Source organism: Streptomyces chryseus (assembly GCF_014650755.1).
Taxonomy (GTDB): Bacteria; Actinomycetota; Actinomycetes; order Streptomycetales; family Streptomycetaceae; genus Streptomyces; species Streptomyces chryseus.
Genome location: NZ_BMVO01000036.1, coordinates 1 through 18,623, shown reverse-complemented (window position 1 = coordinate 18,623; position 18,623 = coordinate 1). Strand labels below are relative to the sequence as shown.

Here is an 18,623-nt window from a genome sequence, read left to right as displayed (position 1 = left end):
AGCTTGTGGCGCGCGCTGGTGTCCGGGGGTTCCTCGCCGCCGGGCGCGGCCCTTTTCTCGGTGATCGAAGCGGTCATGCGGGTGAACTCCTTCGTTGGTCAGTTCCGCTCAGGGTGTGCCTCGATCAGATGCTGGCGGCCGTTCCTGGCCAGTTCCTGGCCTTTGACGGCGCTCTCTTCACACCTGCGTGACGTCGGCCGTCAGGGATGCGCCGGTCAGCGATCTGGCCCGGCGACGGATCGCCGGGCCAGATCGCGGGCTTGGGATCCCCCGGGGTCTACAAGCCGCTGTCGCGGGCCCGGAGGTCGTCCAGGGTCTCCCTGCGGACAAGGAGACGGGCGTGGCCGTCGGCCACGGCGACAACCGGCGGGCGGCCGACCAGGTTGTAGCAGGAGGACATGGACAGGTGGTAGGCACCGGCCACAGGCACGGCCAGCAGGTCTCCGGGATGGGTGTCGACGGGGAGCGGAGAGTCTTCGGCGAGGATGTCCCCGGCCTCGCAGTGGCGCCCGACCACCGTGACGCGCTCCAGGTCGCCGGACGCGCGGCGGCCGATCAAACGGGGTGCGTAGTGCTCCCCGTACAGCGCCGGGCGGATTGTCACTCATCCCACCGTCCACCGCGACGAAGGTGCGCCCGGGTGTGCGCTTCACGGCGAGCACCCGGTAGATCGCCACTCCGGCGGGACCGATGACGGCTCGCCCCGGTTCAATGATCAGGCGTGGGACGGGGAGTCCGGCTGCCGCGCAGCTCTTGGCCAGCTCGTTGCGCACCTTGCGGGCGAGGGTGGTGATGTCCAGAGCGGGTTCGCCGGGGTGGTAGGCGATGCCGTGGCCGCCGCCGAGGTCGAGCTCCGGCAACGTGATGCCGTGGGTGTGACGGATTCTGGTCATGAGACCGACGAGCCGCCGTACGGCCACGCAGTAGGGCTTGATGTCCGTGATCTGTGAGCCCAAGTGGCAGTGGAGTCCGGTGAGTTCGAGCTGCGACTGGTCCAGTATGCGAGTGACGGCATGATGGGCGTGGCCGTCCCCGAGGGAGAGGCCGAACTTCTGGTCCTCCGAGCCCGTACGGATCTTGTGGTGTCCGCCGGCACTGATGCCGGGCGTGACACGGACCATGACCTTCTGACGGCCGCGGCTTCCCCCGACCGCAGCGGCGATCCGGGCGATCTCTGGGGGATTGTCGATGACGATCCGGCCCACACCGAGGCGTAGCGCCGTCTCCAGGTCCTGCGGGGACTTGACGTTGCCGTGGAGAAGGATCCGATCCGGCGTCGACCCAGTGGACCAGGGCGCCGCACAAGAACGCCTTGGCGGCGTAGTGGATCTCGGCTTCGGGAAAGGCGGTGCGGTAGGTGCGGCAGCGCTCGCGCACCTCGGCCTCGTCGAGGACGTACACAGGGGTGCCCTGGCTCGCGGCGATGTCGGTGAGGCACACCCCACCGACGAGGAGCCGGCCGTGGGGGTGCTCGATGGTGGTGGCGGGCCAGACGGAGATCGCGCTGCCGGACGCCGATCCGACGGCGCCGGGCGCGAGAGCCGCAGCGGTGAGGACGGGGTCGATGTTCAGCTCGTGCACACCGAGCGGCTCCGTGAGCGCGCGCAGTGCCGGTTCTGCCAGCGGGATCCAGGGCTGAGCCGCTCCCAGGACGGCCCTCAGCCGGGCGGGAGTGGTGAAGGCGACGGCGGTCCTGCCGCCGACGGGATCTGATCCCTTCGCGTTGAGCCGGCACCGCGCGACGTCAGCGCGGCGTATGCGTCCCGCCCGGTATCACTGATGGGCAGGGCCACCGCGGTGAGGGACAGCGACATGCGCCGCATGCGGCGGTCGGCGGTGGCCCACCCTCGTCGACCCCTACCGCGAGCACCTGCGCCGGCCGCCGTGCCGAGGAACCGGCCGTCCCGGTCACCCACCTCCTCGCAGACATTCCGGGGAGTTGGGCTACACCGGCAGCGCGAACCTCCTGGTCCGCGACCTCAATCAGGGGCGTGCCGAAGGCAACGCCCCGTCACCACCCCGCGCCACTCCGGCCGCCTCCTGCTCACCGTCCCCGAGGACCTGCGTCCGAAGGACGCAACCCTGTTGGACAAATCGCCGCGGCCTGCCCGGAGACGACCGCACTCGCCGATCTCGTACGCGGCTTCGCCGCCCTGCTGAAACCGGCAAGGGGCAACGACCCGAAACTCACCGAGTGGATCACGCCGCCCGCGCCGCCAATCTGCCCCACCTGCACAGTCTCACCAATGGCCTCGAAATCGACCGGACCCGCCCTGCACTACCACAAACGGCCGTACCGAAGACGTCAACACCCGCACCAAGAGGATCATCAGACAGGCGCACGGACGCGCCGGATTCAACCTCCTCCGCCACCGCATCCTCCTACCCTGACGCCTACCCGGCGTCACCACCGACTACGGGCCAGACCCGCTCGTTTGACAGACCCGTGGTCTCCGCCAAGGCCTGTTGGGCAACGCGTCGGTGGCCTTGCGCCGCTTGTGTCGGCCTCGGGCATGAAGCGGGCGTAGTGGTCCGGCGTGATCGTCGGATTGGGGTGGCCGAGCCGGTGCGCCAGCGTGACCTCGAACTCACCCGCTTCGAGGGTGATCGACGCCTAGGGGTGCCGGAGCACGGGATCGCTTCGGGGCCCATGACGGTCGCATGTGCGGGTGGGTACAGACGCTCACTTCTGCGTTCAGGCGGAGTCGGACAGCCTGGCCGGCAGTGTGTCGTGTTCCTCCACAACGGCGGGCTCGACGACGGGCTCGCCGGAGGAAGGGAGCAGTTGCGGAATGCCGTCGATGATCGGATAGCGGCGGTGCAGGCGCGGGTTGTAGAGAGAGCCCCCGGTCTCATCGAGGATCAGCGGGCCCTTGTCGAGCGGGCAGGCGAGGATCTTCAGCAACGGGTTGTCAGGCTTCATGGCAGGGTTCCTTCAGATGCGGGGGCCGCGTCGTGTCGCGGCAGGGTGAGCAGGACCGTAAGGGCCAACGCGGTGCCGCCGATGCGCAGTAACAGCCGCAGCGGGTCTTCGGGCAGCGGCTCACTGAACGCGATCGTGCCGCTGACGATGGTGAACACGCAGGTCACCGTCGAGCACACCGGGACGATCAGTGACGCCCGGCAGCGCTGCAGGGCGGTCTGCGACAGCACCAGTCCGCTGCTCCCTGTCAACAGCAGAAGGTACGGGTAGGGGGAGGCGAGCAGGGCCGGTACGGAGCCTTGGAGATCCGAGGTGCCCAGGTGCCCGGAGATGCCCTTGATGGCGAGCGAGCTGACCCCGTACAGCAGACCGACCGCCACCGCGTAGGCCACCCCAGTGGTCGGCTGCCGGTGACGTCGGCGGGCTCGCCGTTCCGCGGCCGCGTACAGGAGCAGTCCGGCCGCGAGTGTCGGCAGGCACAGTGCCAGCAGGAGGCCCGCGGGCGCGCTGTGGCTGATCTCCTCGCTGCTCCCGTACAGCGAGGACACCACCATGACCAGTGCCAGCCCGATGACGGCCACCGCGCGCCGCTCACGGCCGGAGGGGCGCTCACCGAGCACCACCGACGAGAGCACCAGCAGGAGGACCAGCCCGGACAGGAAAAGACCCTGGGCGGCGGCGATCGGCAGTGTGCGGTAGACGGCCAATTGGGCGACGAACCCCAGGGCGAGCACCGTGGCCCCGCAGATCCACAAGGGCCTGCCGGCCAGCAGGAGCAGGGCCCGGCCCGGCTGTGCGGCACTCAGCGGCGGCATGCCGGCCAGAGCCCGCTTCTCCAGGACGAAGCCGGTGCTGTACAGAACGTTCGCCACCAGTGCGGCGGCCACTCCCCACACCACGGGCTACACCTTCCTCGCGTGCACCAGGAGGATGGAGGCCAGGGACGGCAGCCGGCAGGCCAAGCGGTCCAGCGGGCGGAGCGGGCGCGGCACTCCGTGGAACGGCGCACCGGCGACCGTCACCACCTCGAACCCGCACGCCGCCACGAACTCGCGCAGCGCGCGTGCCGTGTACAGGCGCAGATGGCCGACCACCTGGCTGCCCGGCCTGCCGTGGATGTGGCGCAGACTCACTTCGGAGAACACCGGCTGGACTCCGGCGAGCAGCAGCCCGCGGTTGTACCAGGCGGCGAGGTTGGGCGTGGAGAGCATCAGATGTCCCCCGGGGCGCAGCACCCGGTGCAGTTCGTCGAGTGCGCTGTCGGGGTCGACGAGGTGCTCGACGACCTCGCTGAAGAGCACGGCGTCGGCGCTGCCGGAGGCGAACGGCAGCCCACCGCCGGTCAACTCGCCGCGGACGACATGGCTCAGGCGCGGCGCCGCCCGGCGCAGTGCGCCCTGCGACCAGTCGACTCCCACGATGCGGTGCCCGTTCAGTTCGCGGGCGGCGGTCGCGGCCGCCGAACCGTCGCCGCAGCCCACGTCGAGCACGGTCGCAGCCGGGTGGCCGGGCCCTGCGGGCCCGAGCGCATCGGCCAGCATCCGGGCCTGGCGCAGACTACGAGCTTCGCCGGAGGCGACGGGGACGGCGGGGTCCTCGTAGAAGTCCCGCAGCCCGGGAACGGGCCGGGCCGGCGAAGGTATCGCCGTCTCCGGCGACTTCATGGCGGCGGAGCAGTGGGGTGAGCGGGTCATGACGGCCTCGCAAGGTTCTGCCGGGCGGAGCGGTCTCCACTTGGTGTCGGGTCCGGACACGGCGCGTCGCGGTCGTGCGGCCCGCCGGGTCGGCGGGCCTTCCTCCGAGCTCCGGGCGCCTCCGCGTTCGCAGTGGTGGCATCCGGAGTGGTGACGTCCGCCTCCGGTACGTCCGCCTCCGGTACGTCGGCTTCCGGTCCAGAACCCCCAGCGTTCGATCCGGGCCGGGTGACCTGTGACGTTGCTGAAAGCGCCTGCTCGAACAGGCCGGTCAAGTACGCGCCCGATGCGTCACCGAGCAGCGCCCGCGACCAGCGCAGCGTCACATGCAGTCGCCCGCCGGTGGAAGCCGCCGCCACGCTCAGCCCGCGCGGCATCCGCGCAGGTGCGGAGAACCACACGGCCTTCGCCCGGCCGGCGTCGCCGAAGTCCAGCGCGTACGGAAGGCGTCCGATATTGGTGACCAGCACCGTCGATGTCCAGGGCGCCGCCGCCCGCCGCGCGCCACGGGTGAGCGTGCCCCGGAGCCCGACCGGCAGCAGCGGCGTGGTCAACAGGCTCGTCCCGGGCCCCAGCGGTGCGCCGTGGGCCGACTTGAGCGCGCGGGTGCGCCGAGCGGTGGCGCGCAGCAACCGGGTCACGGCCGCCAGATCCGGCCGCTCACCGAGCAGCAGGTCCGAGTCGCGCGGGTCCTCGGAGGTCATAGGCACCTCGACGAGCCGGGTTCCGTTCCCCATCGGCATCTCTCTGCCGCGCGGACGGTCGTCGACGGGCATGGTGATCCGCACCGGACCGGCCGGCCGGCCCTGCGAGACGTTCCAGCGGCCCACCATCAGTGTCGCGGCGACCAGCAGTTGGTCGTTGACGGTCCACGGTGCGAGCCCGCCGGTTCCACCCACACGCGGCGGAACAGGCAGTTCCGCCAGCAGCATGCCGTTGCCGGCGGCGCGGGCCCGTACCGGCTCGGGGCGATAGTCCGGCGCGATTCGCACGGGCCGCGTGCACACCACGCGGCCCGTGCCGCCGGTCGCGGCCGGCCCGGAGGGGGCCGGCCGCACCGGCCCGGGGACGGGGAGAGCGGCCGAGCCGCCGTACTGTTCCGCGGTCGTGGCGAGCACCCGCAGCCCGGACCCTGCGTCGAGCGCAGTGTGATGCATCGTCAGCAGCAGCACGGTCCGGGTCGCCCCCGGCAAGCCCGCCTCCGGCAGCTCACCGGCGGCCTTCACCCCGCCCACCTCGATGACGTCCAGGCGCATCGGTGGCGACAGGGCCAGTGACGGGCATTCCGTCAGGGCTCGCGCGCGGGCGCGGCCCAACGCGTCGGGTCCCGGCCGCGCGAAACGTACCGGGTCGCTGTCCGGTTCGCCGGTCAGCTCCCACACGAAGGACTGCCGGCGCCGGCGGCCGGGCACTTCCCGCATCAGCACCCGGGGGTGCATCAGCAGCGCCCGCCGGAACGCGGTCCGCAACCGAGCCGGGTCCAGCCGGCCGGGCAGATGGACCTCGATGTGTACGGTCTCCGGCTCGTCGTCACTGACGCAGTGCCGCGACACCTCATCGGTGGCCGGAAAGGGAATCCGGACCCCGCCGGGAGAGGTTGAGGCCCCCCTCCCGGCGGCGGTCCACGACGAGGTCATGACGGGCCACCGCGTCCTGGATGCCGAGGGAGCGGCTCAGCCCGGTCCCCGGCGCTCGTGCTTCCCTGCCGGGCCGTGACCACCGGTCCGGCTACGGCCGCGTCGCCGTCGCCGTCGCTTTCCGGCGCGTCGCCGCCCTCGCTTCTCCGACCGGCGGCCGCGGACGCCGGGCTTACCGCCGTCACCAAGGCGGCGGACAGGGCCACCAGTGCCAGTACCTGGGCGAAGGCGCTGAACGCGCCTTGTCCGTCGGCGGCCGGCTCCCCGGCGCCGATGGCCGCGACGATGCCCGCTGCGGCCATCGCCACCGCGGCGGTCGGCACCAGGACGGCCGGCCGGAACCGGGCCGCCACGGCGAGTACGGGCACCACCAGGGCCAGCGGACCCGCCGCCACCGCGACGACGGCGGTCAGCGCCAGCGTCCCGAGCAGCATCCCGGGTGCCGCCGGTTCGGGCAGCTCCTCGTCGGCTGCGCCGGCGTTGCGCCTGCGGCCCACGAAGGCCAGTGCGGCCAGCGCGGCGAGCGCGAGCACACCGCCGATCAGGGCGGCCCGGTACGGCCCGGAGGGCTCGAACTCCAGGTTCACGGTGCCGGACGCCCCGGCCGGGACCACCCAGGCCTGCTGCCAGCCGTCGAGCCGCACCGACTCCAGCTCTGTTCCGTCCAGGGTGGCCTTCCAGCCGTCGTTGGCGTTCTCGTAGGTCTGCAGGTACGTGGCCTCGCCGGAGCCGGCCGACACCGACACGGTCCGCCTGTCGTCGGTCCACCGGGTGACGGTGGCCTCGCGGCCCGCCGCTCCCGCGATCTTCCGCGGGGTGCCCTGGGTCAGCGTGACGTCGGTGATCGCCAGCGGACCCGCGTCACCCGCCTCCACCTCCTGCTTTCCGGCCGGAAGGTTCAGGGTGCCGTCCTTTTCCTCTCCTGCGCAGAGTGCGACGGTGACGGGACGCCGCTCGGTGAGGTCCCGTACCGCTCCGGATGCCTTCGTCTTGTGCAGGACACCGCCGACGGCAAGGTCCGGGCCCTCACCGCACGGCAGCGAGAAGCGCGCGGACGGCTTCGGAGGCGGCACCCGCAGGTCGGCCAGCGCGGGTACGTGGACCTCACTGAGCCCGACCGGCAGCTGCAACTGCGCGTCCGCCACCGGATTGTGGACGGTGAGCGGGGCGACCCTGCTGACGGTGATGTCGAGCCGGTTCGTCTCGATCTCCGGGAAGCGCGCCCGCCCGTTCTCGTCCACATCAGCTGTCGCGGCGCCGTGCGGCGAACTGATCAGCACCTGCTCGGGCCGGGTGGACACCCCGCCCGCCGGCGCCAGGACGATCTCGCCGACCTTCTCCTTCTTGGGCCAGCTCAGGTGGACGACCGGCCGGTCGCCCGCGATCCAGGCGGTCGTCAGATCACCGTCGACCAGGTTGCGGGCGCTGAGCGACATGCCGTTGCGGCTGGTGGAATCCGCGGAGGCCGTCAGCCGGTTCTTCGATCCCGGAGCCGAACGGTCCAGCAGTTCGTCCAACGGGTCTCCGGGCACGGCGACGGCTCGCGCCGACACCTTGTACTCGCCCGCTTCCTGGGTGCTGAACTGCCGGTGCAGTCCCACCTCGGCCGATGCGGGTGACAAGCCGCCCGCGTCGGTGCCGCGGTGCAGGGAGTACACGGTCGCCGCCGCGTCGGTGCGCTTCGCGTCGGCGGGCAGCGCCAGCATGCGCGTCACCTGAACGTCCGGGATCGACACCTCGGAGAAGCCGGCCCCGGTCAGGCCCGGCCGCGCCTGCTGCGCGGCAAGGACGGTGATCTTCATCCAGGAGGCCTCGCCGGCGGGCGCCTTGACGGTCTGCGGCAGGCCGTTCGTCTGGACCGGGCTTTCGGCCGAACCGCGGTCGGTCTCGATCCGCACCCGCGTGGGCGCGGCGCGCATGCTGTCGCCCGGCAGGGGCGTCAGCTGGATGGAGGCCGGGATGTCGGTCGGCCCGGAGAAGTCCACCTTGAGCCACTGACCGGCCGGCTTGCCCGGGCTGCCCTCGGCCCACGCGGTGTCCGGGTTGCCGTCGAACGCGTTCACCGGGTCGTACTGCGGTAGGTGGAACAGCCAGTTGCCGCTGCTGGAGGCCGTCACGGACGTCGCGCCGCGCAGGTGGGCCGTCGTCTGGTGACCGGTGCCCTCCGACGGCAGGATCTGCCTGGGCTTCTCGCCCGGGTTCTGGAGGCTGCCGGAGTGATTGCGCTCGTCCGGGGTGTACGTGTACGAGGTGTTGTTGTTGACCAGGCCGAACCGGGTGTCGGCTCGGCGCAGCCCGTCCGCGACGGCCTTCACCGGTGCGGTGACGCCCTTGGGAAGGCTGTCCCCGGCCAGCACGGCCGGCCGGTCGGCCATCGAGGGATCGGCTGACAGCTGGAGCAGCGCCTCGGGTCCGCCACTGACCACGGCCGTGTCGGCCGCGGCGGACACACCGACCCTGTCGGGACGCCTGTCGCGGTCCTGGGGCTGATAGATCTCCACGGACTGGAGCCGCGGGTACAGCCCCTGCACCTGGAGCGGGGTGTCGGCGGCGATGCGGCCGCCGGTCACGAGCGGGCCGAACCCGGCGACCTTCCTGTAGCCGGAGGATTCCAGGGTCCGTTTCACCGTCTGCGGCGGGACATAGCCGATCTGGTCGGGGTCGAGGTCATTACGCACGACCACTTCGTGCATGCCGGCCCGTGCCAGGTACGCCTGAAGGCCCGGGACCTCGGTGCCGGACAGCAGCGCCTGCTCGACGGCGTCCGTCGCACGGCGTGAGCCGGGTGCACCGAAGGGGACGAAGTCACGCTGTCCCCAGGGCGTTTCGGCCAGCACGTCAAACGGCTGGTCGATGGGGGAACCCCAGGTGTAGATGCCGTGCGCCGTCGCCGGTACGACCATGGCCCGGCTGTTCGGGGCGTTGTCCTTGAGCCAGCCGGCAGCCTTCTCCCAGTGAGTCGGCAGCTTGGTGAAGGCGCCGGGCTGGAGGATCGAGCCATTGAGGTACGGCAGGGCCAGGCCGGGCAGTACCAGCACCGCCACCGCCGCAGGCGCCCAGCGGCGGCCGGGAAGTCCGCGAGGACTTCTGCTCACGGAGAGCACAGCCGTCAGGTGGGCCAGTCCGAGGGCGAGCGCCAGGGCCAGCCCCGGCTGGAACTTGTAGATGTTGCGGAAGGGCTTCAGCGACCCGTTCAACCAGTCCTGCACGACACCGTGGAACGGACCGCCGAAGGCGCCGCCGTACCCGGCCAGTGTGATCAGGACGACGGCCAGGACGGTCAGCAGCAGCCAGCGGCGCTCCGGCAGGTCCCGGCGGGCCAGGCCCGCCAGCCCCATCGCCGCGGCGAACGCCGAACCAAGGACGGTGATGACGGAGGCCGCGACGGTCCAGCCGGCGGGCAGCCACGCCTCACCGAAGTGGAGATACGCCACCCAGTTGCCGGCGCCGCGCAGCAGCTCGGTCGCGGACATGGTGGCGGTGGTGGTGTCGGCCTGCTCGACGTACGGCATGAAGTTCTCGCCGTGGACGGCGAACAGGAGCAGCGGCACCACCCACCACACGGTGGCCAGCACGACGCCCGGTACCCACCAGCCCAGCAGGGCGCGCCGACGCCGGCCGGCCGGGCGGCTGAGCAGGTACAGACCCACGGGCAGCAGCGAGGCCAGCGTAGAGGCGGCGTTCACGCCCCCCATGAAGGGGATCAGCATGGCCGAACGCGCGGCGGCCGTACGCGGGCTCAGCGCCGCGGAGGTCAGCGGCAGCAGCACCCAGGGCAGCAGGGCACCGGGCAGCGCGGCGGCGGAGGTCGAGCCGACGACGATGGTGAAAGTGGGCCACAGCGCGTACACCACCGCACCGAGCAACCGGGTCGCGGGCGTGCCCACGCGCAGCCGTTCGGCGAGCCTGAGCGCACCCCAGAAGGCGGCTGCCACGATGATCGACAACCAGAGCCGTTCGGCCAGCCACACCGGCACCTGGAGCAGGTCCGTGAGCGCGTAGTAGGGGAGCGCGGGGAAGGCGTAGCCGATGTACTGGTTGGCTATGCCGCCGAGGCCCATGTTGCCGTTCCACAGCGAACCGAGGTCGCCGAGGAAGCGCCAGGGGTCGAGGGCGACACCGAGCTTGGTCTCGAACGTCATCTTCCCCGGTGACACCGCGAGGAAGCACACCAGCACGACGGCCCAGAAGCCGAACAGCAGGCGTCGTCCCCGCGGCGCCCGGGACGCCTCGGACGGCGTCGGGCCGGGCTGCGGCGCCCGGGTGGGCGCCTGGACCGTAGTGGTCATGACCGTTCCTCGCTTCGCTTGCTCATGGGCTTCGCCTGAGAATCAGCAGCAGATTCCAGGTGGCGATCTCGCGGAGTCCCGGCACCCGGGTGATCGTGCTCGCGAAGAATGGCCAGTAACGGGACCGCGCTGTGACGACCTGCACGTCGTCACGGCCGCGGACGTGCCGCAGGGTGGGACCGATGTGGACGGGAAACAGGTTTTCGCCGAGAGTGTGCTTGGCCTCGCGGCCGGTGCGCCGTTCGTAGCGATCGCGGGCCCGGCCGGCCCCGAGGTAGTGCCACGGCGCTGTCTCGTGACCTCCCCAGGGGGAGAGCCAGTTGGTGAACGACAGGTAGATCAGTCCGCCGGGGCGGGTGACCCGCACCATCTCGCTGATGAAGGTCTGCGGGTCCGCCACGTGCTCCAGCACATTGGACGAGAAGCACACGTCCGCCGCGCCGTCGGCGAGCGGCAGCAGGTATCCGTCGGCGAGCACCGCGTCCTCGGTGACCGTGCCGCGGGCGCTCAGCTCCCGCAGGTCGGGTTCGAAGAGGTAGCTCCGCGCGCCGCGGCGGCGGAACTCCTCGGTGAAGTGGCCGCTGCCGCCGCCGATGTCGACGACGATCTTGCCGGGCAGGTCGATGTGACGTGCCACCTGCGCGACCGAGTCACGGGCCAGCAGGGTGTAGCACCGCTCGGGGTCGCTCTGCTCCCGCATGAACGCCCGGAAGAGGGTGGCCGATCGCCGCAGCGACGGATCCTTGTACGCGCTTGTCGTGACCTCAGGAATGGCCGCTCACCTCCCGCGTCCCGGGGCGGAGGCGAGGGCCGCGGCTTCTGCGGCGACAGCCTGGAACTGACGGACCGTGGATCTCCAGCGGAAGCGCTTGGCACGACGCGCGGCGGCACGTCCCATGGCTGCGCGCCGGTGGGCACTGAGGGACAGCGCGCACCACGCGGCGGCGAAGGAACTCTCGCCCCGGGCCAGTACCCCGGTCTTCCCGTCCTCGATGGAGTCGCACAGGCCCGGTATGTCGAAACCGACCGCGGGAGTGGCCCGGGCGGCGGCCTCGGTGACGACCAGCCCCCAGCCCTCGACGAGGGAGGGGTGCAAGAGCAGCCACGCCTCGCACATCAGCCGGTGCTTCTCGGCCTCCGACACCCGGCCGGCGAACGTCACACCGGGGCCGGCCATGGCTTCCAGCCGCTCCCGTTCGGGGCCGTCACCGACGATGACGAGCCGACCGCCGGTGACCGGACGGACCCGCTCCCACAGCCGCAGGAGCAGATCGATGCGCTTGTACTCCACCAGCCGGCCGACGGCCAGGAACAGCGGTTCCTTCGCTTCGGGCAGCAGCGGGCCGGGGTCCTCGACGCCGTTGTTGACGATCCGGATGCGGTCCGCGGCCACGCCGATGCCGCGCAGCTCGGAAGCGGTCGACTCGGAGACGGCCACCAACAGGTTGTCGCGGTGAGCGCCTGCCAGCGCCCAGTGCTCCAGCCTGCGGCCGAGCCGGGCCGCCGGGCCCGGATAACGCATCTGCCAAAGGTCGGTGTGCACATGGTTGACCAGGCACAACGTCGGTCCGCGGTGCCACAGCGGCGCCAGGTACGGCATGCCGTTGCACACCTCGACCAGCAGGTCGCATTCGCCGACCTCTCGGGCGAAGGTCTTCCTGGCGCGCAGGAAGTGTCCCGCGTCGCCGCCAGCGGAGACCACTCGGTAGTCGCGTTCGGTGGCCGGGCCGCCACACACGAGCGTGACCTCGTGGCCCTCGGCGGTCAGACCGCCGGCTATCCGGTCGATGAGCAGTTCCGAGCCGCCGGCGGCCTGGTTGCCCAGGTCGCGTCGGGCGAGGAAGGTGATCCGGCGCGGCAGAGGTACCGCGACGGGTGCTATGTGGGGATCAAAGGCGAGCGAGTCGGTGACTCGGCCGCCGGGGCGCGCTTGAGCGGGGGAGTCCTCCTGGCCGGAGGCCAGGGCGGACGCGTGCTGGGGCATAGAGGTGCTCCGACTCGGCGGCTGCGGGGAGAGGCGGGTGAGGGATTGCCGGGCTTCCGGGGGTGAAGCGCTGGGCTGGTGCGGAGTGCGGGTACTGCCGTTATTGCGGCGACGGTGCCGACCGGGTGCGCTCAATGGGTGAGCGAGCACCGGGTCGGTGGCGGACTCCTGGGAGTGGGAGTCGGCTCAAACCGGAGCGATCTGTTTCTACTGCGGGGTAACCCAAGTGTTCGTTCGAGTGATTCGTTCCACTACGCACGTGGGTGACAAGTTTGACCTGAGCGGCGGCCAGTTTTTATCACTTACCTGAGTGTTCCGTCCGTCGGCGGCCACGGATCAGCGTCACGACGCCGGCGGCGGCAAGCAGGCCGCCTGCGATCCCGCCCACCACGGGCACGGTCTCGCCGAGGAGCTTCAGCCGACTGCCGTCGTCGGAGGCCAGCGCCACCTGCTCGCGCCGGGTCGCCTCGGTGAACTCCAGCCGCTCACTGGACAGCAGGGTGACCGCGTCCTTCTTCGAACCCGGGGCCCGCAGCGTCTTGGTCGGCGCGATCACCGCGTTCATGATCCGGCCCGTGCGCTGGTCCACCGTCAGCTCGATCCCCGCGTTGGAGTACCACTCCTCGGCGAGCACCTGGCCCTGTCGGCGGCCCACCAGCGCGCCGGGCACCTGACGGGTGCCGGTGGCAGTGGCCGCGACGGTGCCGGCGAAGAGGTAGCCGCGGTGGCCGCGGATCGTGGTGGTGCCCTTGAACTTCAGCGGTACGGCGGCACCCAGCGTGCTGTCCCACCAGGTGTACACGCGCTTCTCGACGTCGAACGGGAACTTCAGGTAGGCCTCGCCCTCGAACCTGGGCTTCTCCTCGCAGCAGCGCACCGGCAGGTTCGTCCGGCGGTCGGTGACCCAGCGTTCCGTGGTCCACTGCAGGGATCTGCGCGGGTCGGCCAGCGGCAGCGTCTTCGGGGTGTCGATCTGTGTCGACACGTCCCAGATCGCGTTTCCGCTGCGCTCGCTGCCGGCGACGTCGCCCAGCACCCGGCGGGTGATCGTTATGGTCTGGCCGTCGACCGTGGAGACGGATCCGGTGTCGAAATAGCTGCCCTCACCGCTGAAGACCGTCGTGGAGTTCACGTCGGTCGGTGTGCGCTTGGCACGCGGCTCCACGTACCAGACGAGCAGCTGGGTGAGTACCAGCAGAAAGACACCGAGACCCAGCAGAATCAGGGACAAACGCGACGTTGAATGGCGCATACGGGTACTCCAATGCGGGCGGAATGTGCGGGGCATTCGTGGACTGTGCGGGAAGGGGTCGCACGCACGGTTTCCAGCCTGTCCGGGCCGAGGAGTGGCGTACCCGGGAGTAACAGCGCTGTGACCGGCGAAATTAGGCGGCGCTTGACCACCTGTCAATGCGACTCGCATACTGACCGCGCCGGACCGGGCCGGCGCGCTGGGTGACAACCTCATCGACAGAGAGGCCGATCATCCTCATGCCCAGACTGCTCGCCGTCTTCCTGACCTGCGTTGCCTCCGCCGTCCTGGCCACAGGCGCCGCCTTCGGAATCGTCGCCGCTCTCGACGCCACACCCGAGCAGCAGAATGTGCCGCTCGTCACGTTCCCCAACCCGCCCGCCGACGGGACGTCAAGCACGCCGAGCCCGAGCGCGGGCTAGGTTGTAAAGATCCAGGCCGGCTGATCGAGCGGCATGCGACGGAGATCCAGGAGTCGTGCTGTGGAAGCGTCGTCAGCGTGGCACGACGTGCCACGAGAACGGATTCAGCGTTTCGCCGACCGCGCCCTGGAACAGGTCCCCGAGCTCGCACGAGACATCCTCGCCGCGATCCGACGGGAATATCCGGGTCTGGCGTTCATCGCCGACGAGTCCGGAGAGCCGAAGGCCCTGATTGCGATCCGGCACGCGCTGGAGCTCTTCGTGGAGCAGATGACCACGGGGTCGGACCGGCCGCGTGCCCTTCCCGAGATGTTCCAGGACTTCGGGCGCGGCGAAGTCACGCAGGGGCGCAACCTGGACTCCTTGCAGGGGATCTACCGGCTGGGCGTGCGCCTTTCCTGGCGACGTATGGCGGAGATCGGCCAGCAGGTCGACATCCCGCCCGCAGCCATGTACGAACTCGCCGAGTCCGCGTTCGAGTACCTCGACGTCATGGTGGCCCAGTCGGTACGCGGCTACGCCGAGGCCGTCGCCCGCCAGGCCGGGGAGCGGCTGCGCCTGCAACGACAACTCGTCGAGCTCCTGCTCGCCGAGCACCGCACTGACCCGTCCGCCCTCCTCGCCGACCGCGCGGCCGGCGTCGGCTGGAAACTGCCCGAAAGGGTGGCGGTGGCGGTGCTGCTCCGCCCCGCCCAGGAGGCCGTCGCCCCCGCCGTGGGCGACGAGGTGCTGCTCGACATGGAGGGTGAGCAGCCGCGCATGGTGGTGCCAGACCCGGACGCGCCCGGGCGCGCGGAGTTGCTGCACCGGGCGACGGCCAATTGGTCCGGCGCGATCGGCCCGTCGGTTCCCCTGGCGGAGGCCGCCACGTCGCTGCGCTGGGCCGAGGCCGCCGTCAGGATGATCGACCAGGGCCTGCTGCCGCAAGGGCGGCTCCTGCACTGCGGCGAGCACGTCGAAGCCCTGGTGCTGCTGCCCTCGGGTGAGTTGATCGACGATCTGGCGCGGCGGCGGCTGGCCCACCTGGGTGAGGCCGGCGGCCCCGCGCACGCCCACCGTCTCGCCGAGACTCTGCTGGCCTGGCTGGAAACGCGGGGTGGCGCGCCGGAGGTGGCCGACCGGCTCGGAGTCCACCCGCAGACCGTGCGCTACCGGCTGAGACAGCTCCGTGAGCTGTGGGGCGAGGACCTGGACGACCCGGACCGCCGCTTCGAAATGGAACTGGTGCTCCGCGCCCGGCGGCTGCGCGGTGATCTCGTCCCCCCGCCTGACTGACCGGGTTGCCCTGACGGGATGTCAGGACCGGCCCGCCGAAGAACTCCGCGTCGCGGCCGTACCGTGCGGTCAGGTCGGAAGCGGATGAGCGGGCGCAGGGTGCGCCACACGAACTTCGCACACGGGCGTTGTCCTGGATCCTGATTGACGGGAGCCGGGAGCCGGGAGCCGGGAGCCGGGAACCGAGCGCCCGGAAGCTGGGCGGACTGACGAGCCCGGGAGCGTGGTAGTCGCCGTGTCAATCGCCGTCGCGTCGGTGTGCCAGCAGCTGGCCCGAGTGCAGGCGGGATTGCCGCCCGTTGACGAAGATGCAACCGTACGAGGTTCCGAGCGACCGGCCGCGGCCGCAGAAGCGTGATGACACTGTTGGGAAAGGCGAGGCCCTGGACGGCTTGGTCCAGGGCTCCGGCTGCGACTCCGCGAAATGTGCCGCATCTACTGTCAGGTCCCTACGGGCAGACAGAAGTTGCGGCACCACCCTGGGCACGCAGCGGCGCCTACTCACCGCAGGCGTCAGGGTCGGCGCAGCAGCGCTGTCACGATGTCGCAGAGCAGTGTTCCCGGGTCGGGTTCGGCGGCCGGTATCCGCCATGCGACAAAGCCGTCCGGGCGGACGAGCAGCGCGCCTTCGGTTGTTGTGCCATGCATCAAGCATTGCGCACGATCCTGGCGACTCATCAGTTCTGGATCGAGGACGTTCCGTTTGGGAAGGCGCCGGTTGTCCGGGGGCTCACCCGCCCCGGGGGATGAGCCCACAGCGTCCCGGTAGTCAGCGGGAGTTGTGGTAGGCGATGTCGAGTGGTTGGGTGTTTCAGGCCGCTGGTGTGACTGGTAGTACGGCGGAGGCGCCAGTTGCATGGAACAGCCGGCCGACGGCGGGTGGGACGGGTCCTGTCAAGCTGAGTGCCTGACTGAGAACCGGTGACGGTAAGTGGAGTGTCACGTTCGGGTGGCGTGGTGATGAGCGCGGTGTAAGCAGAGCAGGACTCCCGTAACAACAGCGGTTGCGAAGCCAAACCGTTGTCCCAGGAGCCCTGCCATGCCGTTGTACCGTTTCGAGCTCTGCGATGCCAACTCTGGCCCCTCTTCTGTGTGTTGCTGCGTGGCCTGCCGGTTCGGCCAGGGAGGTGTGTGTGCCGGACGTCCGCGGAGGTATCCGTCGGACATGAGCGATGCGGAATGGCTGGTCACCGAGCCGTTGCTGCCTCTGGCCGCTTGGCGGTGGGGCTGGGGAGGCCGACCGGAGAGGCACTGCCGGCGAAAGATCGTCGACGCGATCAGGTATGTGGTGGACAACGGCTGCAAGTGGCGGGCCCTGCCCGTCGACTTCCCGCCCTATCAGACCGTGTATGCGTTCTTCGTACGGTGGGAACGGGCCCAGTACGTCGACGATCTGCACGACACTCTTCGCGACCGACTCCGGCGTCCCGCGGGCCGCGACACCGAGCCGAGCGCTGCCATCATCGATTCGCAGTCCGTGCGGGCCGCCGAGACTGTCGCCCTGGACAGCCGCGGCTGGGACGCGGGCAAGAAGGTGAACGGCCGCAAATCAATCCCGAGACCTTGCGAAACTGGGTCCGGGCAGCCGGCGCGAGCCGGCCCCGGGGACGCCGGGCGGAAGCGCCCGCCGAGCCGCCGACACCGCTGGAGACGGAGAACGCCGCCCTGCGCAAGAAGGTCCGCGAGCTGGAGGAGGAACGCGAGATCCTGCGCAAGGCGGCGAAGTATTTCGCCGGGGAGACGCGCTGGTGAACCGCTTCCAGTTCGTCGCCGACCACCACCGCCGCTACGGCGTGAAGCGGCTGTGCACCATCCTGGGCATCGCCCGCTCCAGCTTCTACTACTGGAGCCGGACGGCCGAGGACCGGGCCGCCCGGCAGGCGGCCGACGTCCGCCTCGCCACCCGGATACGGGCCGTGCACCACGCATCAGGCGGCACCTACGGCGTCCCCAGGATCACCGCCGAACTCCGCGACGACGGCGAGCGAGTCAACCACAAGCGGATCGCGCGCGTGATGCGGAGCATCAATCTGGCGGGCGTTCGCTTGCGTCGCAGGCACCGCACCACTGTCACGGACCCGGCCGCGGCGAAGGCCCCTGACCTCATCGGCCGCGACTTCACCGCAAGCAAGCCGAACACGAAGTACGTCGGCGACATCACCTATCTCCCGCTGGAGGGCGGGAAGTTCCTGTATTCGGCCACCGTCATCGACCTCGCCTCACGCCGCCTTGCCGGCTGGGCGATCGCGAACCACATGCGCACCGACCTCGTCACCGACGCTCTGGCCGCCGCCGAGCGGACCCGCGGCAGCCTCGCCGGAGCGGTCATGCACACCGACCACGGAGCCCAGTACACCAGCCGCGCCTTCACCGACGCCTGCCGCCGGGCCGGCGTCCGCCAGTCCATGAGCGTGATGGGCTCCAGCGCGGACAACGCACTCGCCGAGTCCTTCAACGCGACCTTCAAACGCGAGACGCTCCAGGGCCGCAAGACCTGGTCCAGTGAACGCGAGGCCCGCCTCGACGCGTTCGGCTGGCTCAACCGCTACAACACCCGACGCCGTCACTCCCGCCTCGGACAAGCCAGTCCCATCGCCTACGAGACAGCACTCGACACAACATCAACTACCCTGGGCCAAGCCGCATAGCCCGTGTCCAAGATTCCGGGTCAAGGCCCGTCCTGCGCTCGCAATACTCAGACGGTGTCGAGCAGGAAATCTACGGCTTCCTTCTCGTGCATCACGCATTGCGGGACGTCATGCACCACACCGCCCACCAAGCCGGCCTCGACCCCGACCGGCTGTCGTTCACCCGCACCCTTCGGATCGCCCGCCGCCATGTCACCGAGCAGGCGGTACTTTCCCCCCTCACGACTCAGCCGAGCCCTGACCCACACCACCCGTGAGCTGCTGGAACAATTCCTCCCGCCCCGCAGGCGACGTTCCAACCCTCGCGTCGTCAAACGCAAGATGAGCAACTGGCACCTCAAACATCCCCACCACCCCAACCCACCCCCACCACCGGTTCCCACCGTCACACTGGTGTCACCCACCAAACCAACCAGCAGACGCCGGAAACCCGCTTAAGACGTCATCTCATTTGGCTGGTTCGGTAGGCTGTCGGTCGTGGTGGGGATCGTTGAGCGGT

Annotated in this window: 12 protein-coding genes and 4 pseudogenes; 5 read left to right on the top strand and 11 right to left on the bottom strand. The window is 70.5% G+C overall.

All coding sequences use genetic code 11. The features are described 5' to 3' along the window. Nucleotides 1-277: 277 nt before the first annotated feature. Nucleotides 278-1,500 (bottom strand): annotated as a pseudogene (gene lysA / locus IE185_RS30640) (diaminopimelate decarboxylase). Between the two features lie 343 nt (nucleotides 1,501-1,843). Here lysA and IE185_RS33430 point away from each other — a divergent pair. Further along, nucleotides 1,844-2,391, top strand: a pseudogene (locus tag IE185_RS33430) (transposase); the annotation flags it as partial. A 304-nt stretch (nucleotides 2,392-2,695) separates the two neighbouring features. Here the strand turns inward: IE185_RS33430 and IE185_RS30635 are convergent. The 8 genes from IE185_RS30635 to pgfA all read right to left on the bottom strand — a co-directional run bounded on the left by IE185_RS30635 (nucleotide 2,696) and on the right by pgfA (nucleotide 13,779). Next, nucleotides 2,696-2,923: a Trm112 family protein gene (locus IE185_RS30635; protein ID WP_138893931.1), complete on the bottom strand. Its 228-nt coding sequence runs from the start codon at nucleotides 2,921-2,923 to the stop codon at nucleotides 2,696-2,698. Continuing rightward, nucleotides 2,920-3,822, bottom strand: coding sequence for a DMT family transporter (locus tag IE185_RS30630; RefSeq protein ID WP_229843785.1), 903 nt, complete (start codon nucleotides 3,820-3,822; stop codon nucleotides 2,920-2,922). Before IE185_RS30630 ends, IE185_RS30635 begins: the two co-directional genes overlap by 4 nt. 3 nt (nucleotides 3,823-3,825) lie before the next feature. Continuing rightward, nucleotides 3,826-4,587 (bottom strand): class I SAM-dependent methyltransferase, encoded by a 762-nt coding sequence (locus tag IE185_RS30625; protein WP_229843788.1) that lies wholly within the window; start codon nucleotides 4,585-4,587, stop codon nucleotides 3,826-3,828. Nucleotides 4,588-4,613: 26 nt separating this feature from the next. After that, a complete protein-coding gene (locus IE185_RS30620; protein ID WP_308432834.1) occupies nucleotides 4,614-6,170 on the bottom strand; it encodes a condensation protein in 1,557 nt (518 codons plus the stop codon). An 80-nt stretch (nucleotides 6,171-6,250) separates the two neighbouring features. Then, nucleotides 6,251-10,543 carry an alpha-(1->3)-arabinofuranosyltransferase domain-containing protein gene (locus IE185_RS30615; RefSeq protein ID WP_138893934.1) on the bottom strand — a complete coding sequence of 1,431 codons (4,293 nt, stop codon included), beginning with the start codon at nucleotides 10,541-10,543 and terminating at the stop codon, nucleotides 6,251-6,253. A gap of 22 nt (nucleotides 10,544-10,565) precedes the next feature. After that, complete coding sequence (locus tag IE185_RS30610) at nucleotides 10,566-11,243, bottom strand: class I SAM-dependent methyltransferase (protein WP_138893935.1); 678 nt, start codon at nucleotides 11,241-11,243, stop codon at nucleotides 10,566-10,568. Between the two features lie 78 nt (nucleotides 11,244-11,321). Continuing rightward, the gene (locus tag IE185_RS30605; RefSeq protein ID WP_138893936.1) at nucleotides 11,322-12,527 is read right to left on the bottom strand and encodes a glycosyltransferase family 4 protein; all 1,206 of its coding nucleotides are present in this window, start codon (nucleotides 12,525-12,527) and stop codon (nucleotides 11,322-11,324) included. A gap of 298 nt (nucleotides 12,528-12,825) precedes the next feature. After that, complete coding sequence (pgfA, locus tag IE185_RS30600; protein ID WP_138893937.1) at nucleotides 12,826-13,779, bottom strand: cell envelope lipid trafficking protein PgfA; 954 nt, start codon at nucleotides 13,777-13,779, stop codon at nucleotides 12,826-12,828. A gap of 239 nt (nucleotides 13,780-14,018) precedes the next feature. Between pgfA and IE185_RS30595 the strand changes: the two genes are divergently transcribed. Both IE185_RS30595 and IE185_RS30590 read left to right on the top strand, forming a co-directional pair. Continuing rightward, entirely contained in the window at nucleotides 14,019-14,201 is a 183-nt protein-coding gene (locus tag IE185_RS30595) for a hypothetical protein (protein WP_138893938.1), read from the top strand. 33 nt (nucleotides 14,202-14,234) lie between these two features. After that, nucleotides 14,235-15,476: a PucR family transcriptional regulator gene (locus tag IE185_RS30590; protein ID WP_138893939.1), complete on the top strand. Its 1,242-nt coding sequence runs from the start codon at nucleotides 14,235-14,237 to the stop codon at nucleotides 15,474-15,476. Nucleotides 15,477-15,989: 513 nt separating this feature from the next. Here the strand turns inward: IE185_RS30590 and IE185_RS34070 are convergent. Beyond that, nucleotides 15,990-16,124, bottom strand: coding sequence for an aromatic-ring hydroxylase C-terminal domain-containing protein (locus IE185_RS34070; protein ID WP_373303777.1), 135 nt, complete (start codon nucleotides 16,122-16,124; stop codon nucleotides 15,990-15,992). A 517-nt stretch (nucleotides 16,125-16,641) separates the two neighbouring features. On the opposite strand from IE185_RS34070, the pseudogene IE185_RS33420 reads away from it, so the two are divergent. Next, nucleotides 16,642-17,025: pseudogene (locus IE185_RS33420) on the top strand (transposase); the annotation flags it as partial. Then, nucleotides 17,025-18,124, top strand: a pseudogene (locus tag IE185_RS30575) (IS3 family transposase); the annotation flags it as partial. The pseudogenes IE185_RS33420 and IE185_RS30575, both read left to right, overlap by 1 nt. 47 nt (nucleotides 18,125-18,171) lie before the next feature. On the opposite strand, the gene IE185_RS30570 reads toward IE185_RS30575, so the two are convergent. Continuing rightward, the gene (locus IE185_RS30570) at nucleotides 18,172-18,315 is read right to left on the bottom strand and encodes a hypothetical protein (protein WP_170198248.1); all 144 of its coding nucleotides are present in this window, start codon (nucleotides 18,313-18,315) and stop codon (nucleotides 18,172-18,174) included. Nucleotides 18,316-18,623 lie beyond the last annotated feature (308 nt).

Excerpts from the sequence above, each read along its gene's own strand:
- IE185_RS30610 (WP_138893935.1), bottom strand. The coding sequence starts at position 11,243 with ATGCGGGAGCAGAGCGACCCCGAGCGGTGCTACACCCTGCTGGCCCGT.
- IE185_RS30625 (WP_229843788.1), bottom strand. The coding sequence starts at position 4,587 with ATGAAGTCGCCGGAGACGGCGATACCTTCGCCGGCCCGGCCCGTTCCC.
- IE185_RS30605 (WP_138893936.1), bottom strand. The coding sequence starts at position 12,527 with ATGCCCCAGCACGCGTCCGCCCTGGCCTCCGGCCAGGAGGACTCCCCC.
- IE185_RS30615 (WP_138893934.1), bottom strand. The coding sequence starts at position 10,543 with ATGACCACTACGGTCCAGGCGCCCACCCGGGCGCCGCAGCCCGGCCCG.
- IE185_RS34070 (WP_373303777.1), bottom strand. The coding sequence starts at position 16,124 with ATGCATGGCACAACAACCGAAGGCGCGCTGCTCGTCCGCCCGGACGGC.
- IE185_RS30570 (WP_170198248.1), bottom strand. The coding sequence starts at position 18,315 with ATGGCGGCGGGCGATCCGAAGGGTGCGGGTGAACGACAGCCGGTCGGG.
- IE185_RS30590 (WP_138893939.1), top strand. The coding sequence starts at position 14,235 with ATGCGACGGAGATCCAGGAGTCGTGCTGTGGAAGCGTCGTCAGCGTGG.
- IE185_RS30595 (WP_138893938.1), top strand. The coding sequence starts at position 14,019 with ATGCCCAGACTGCTCGCCGTCTTCCTGACCTGCGTTGCCTCCGCCGTC.
- pgfA (WP_138893937.1), bottom strand. The coding sequence starts at position 13,779 with ATGCGCCATTCAACGTCGCGTTTGTCCCTGATTCTGCTGGGTCTCGGT.
- IE185_RS30635 (WP_138893931.1), bottom strand. The coding sequence starts at position 2,923 with ATGAAGCCTGACAACCCGTTGCTGAAGATCCTCGCCTGCCCGCTCGAC.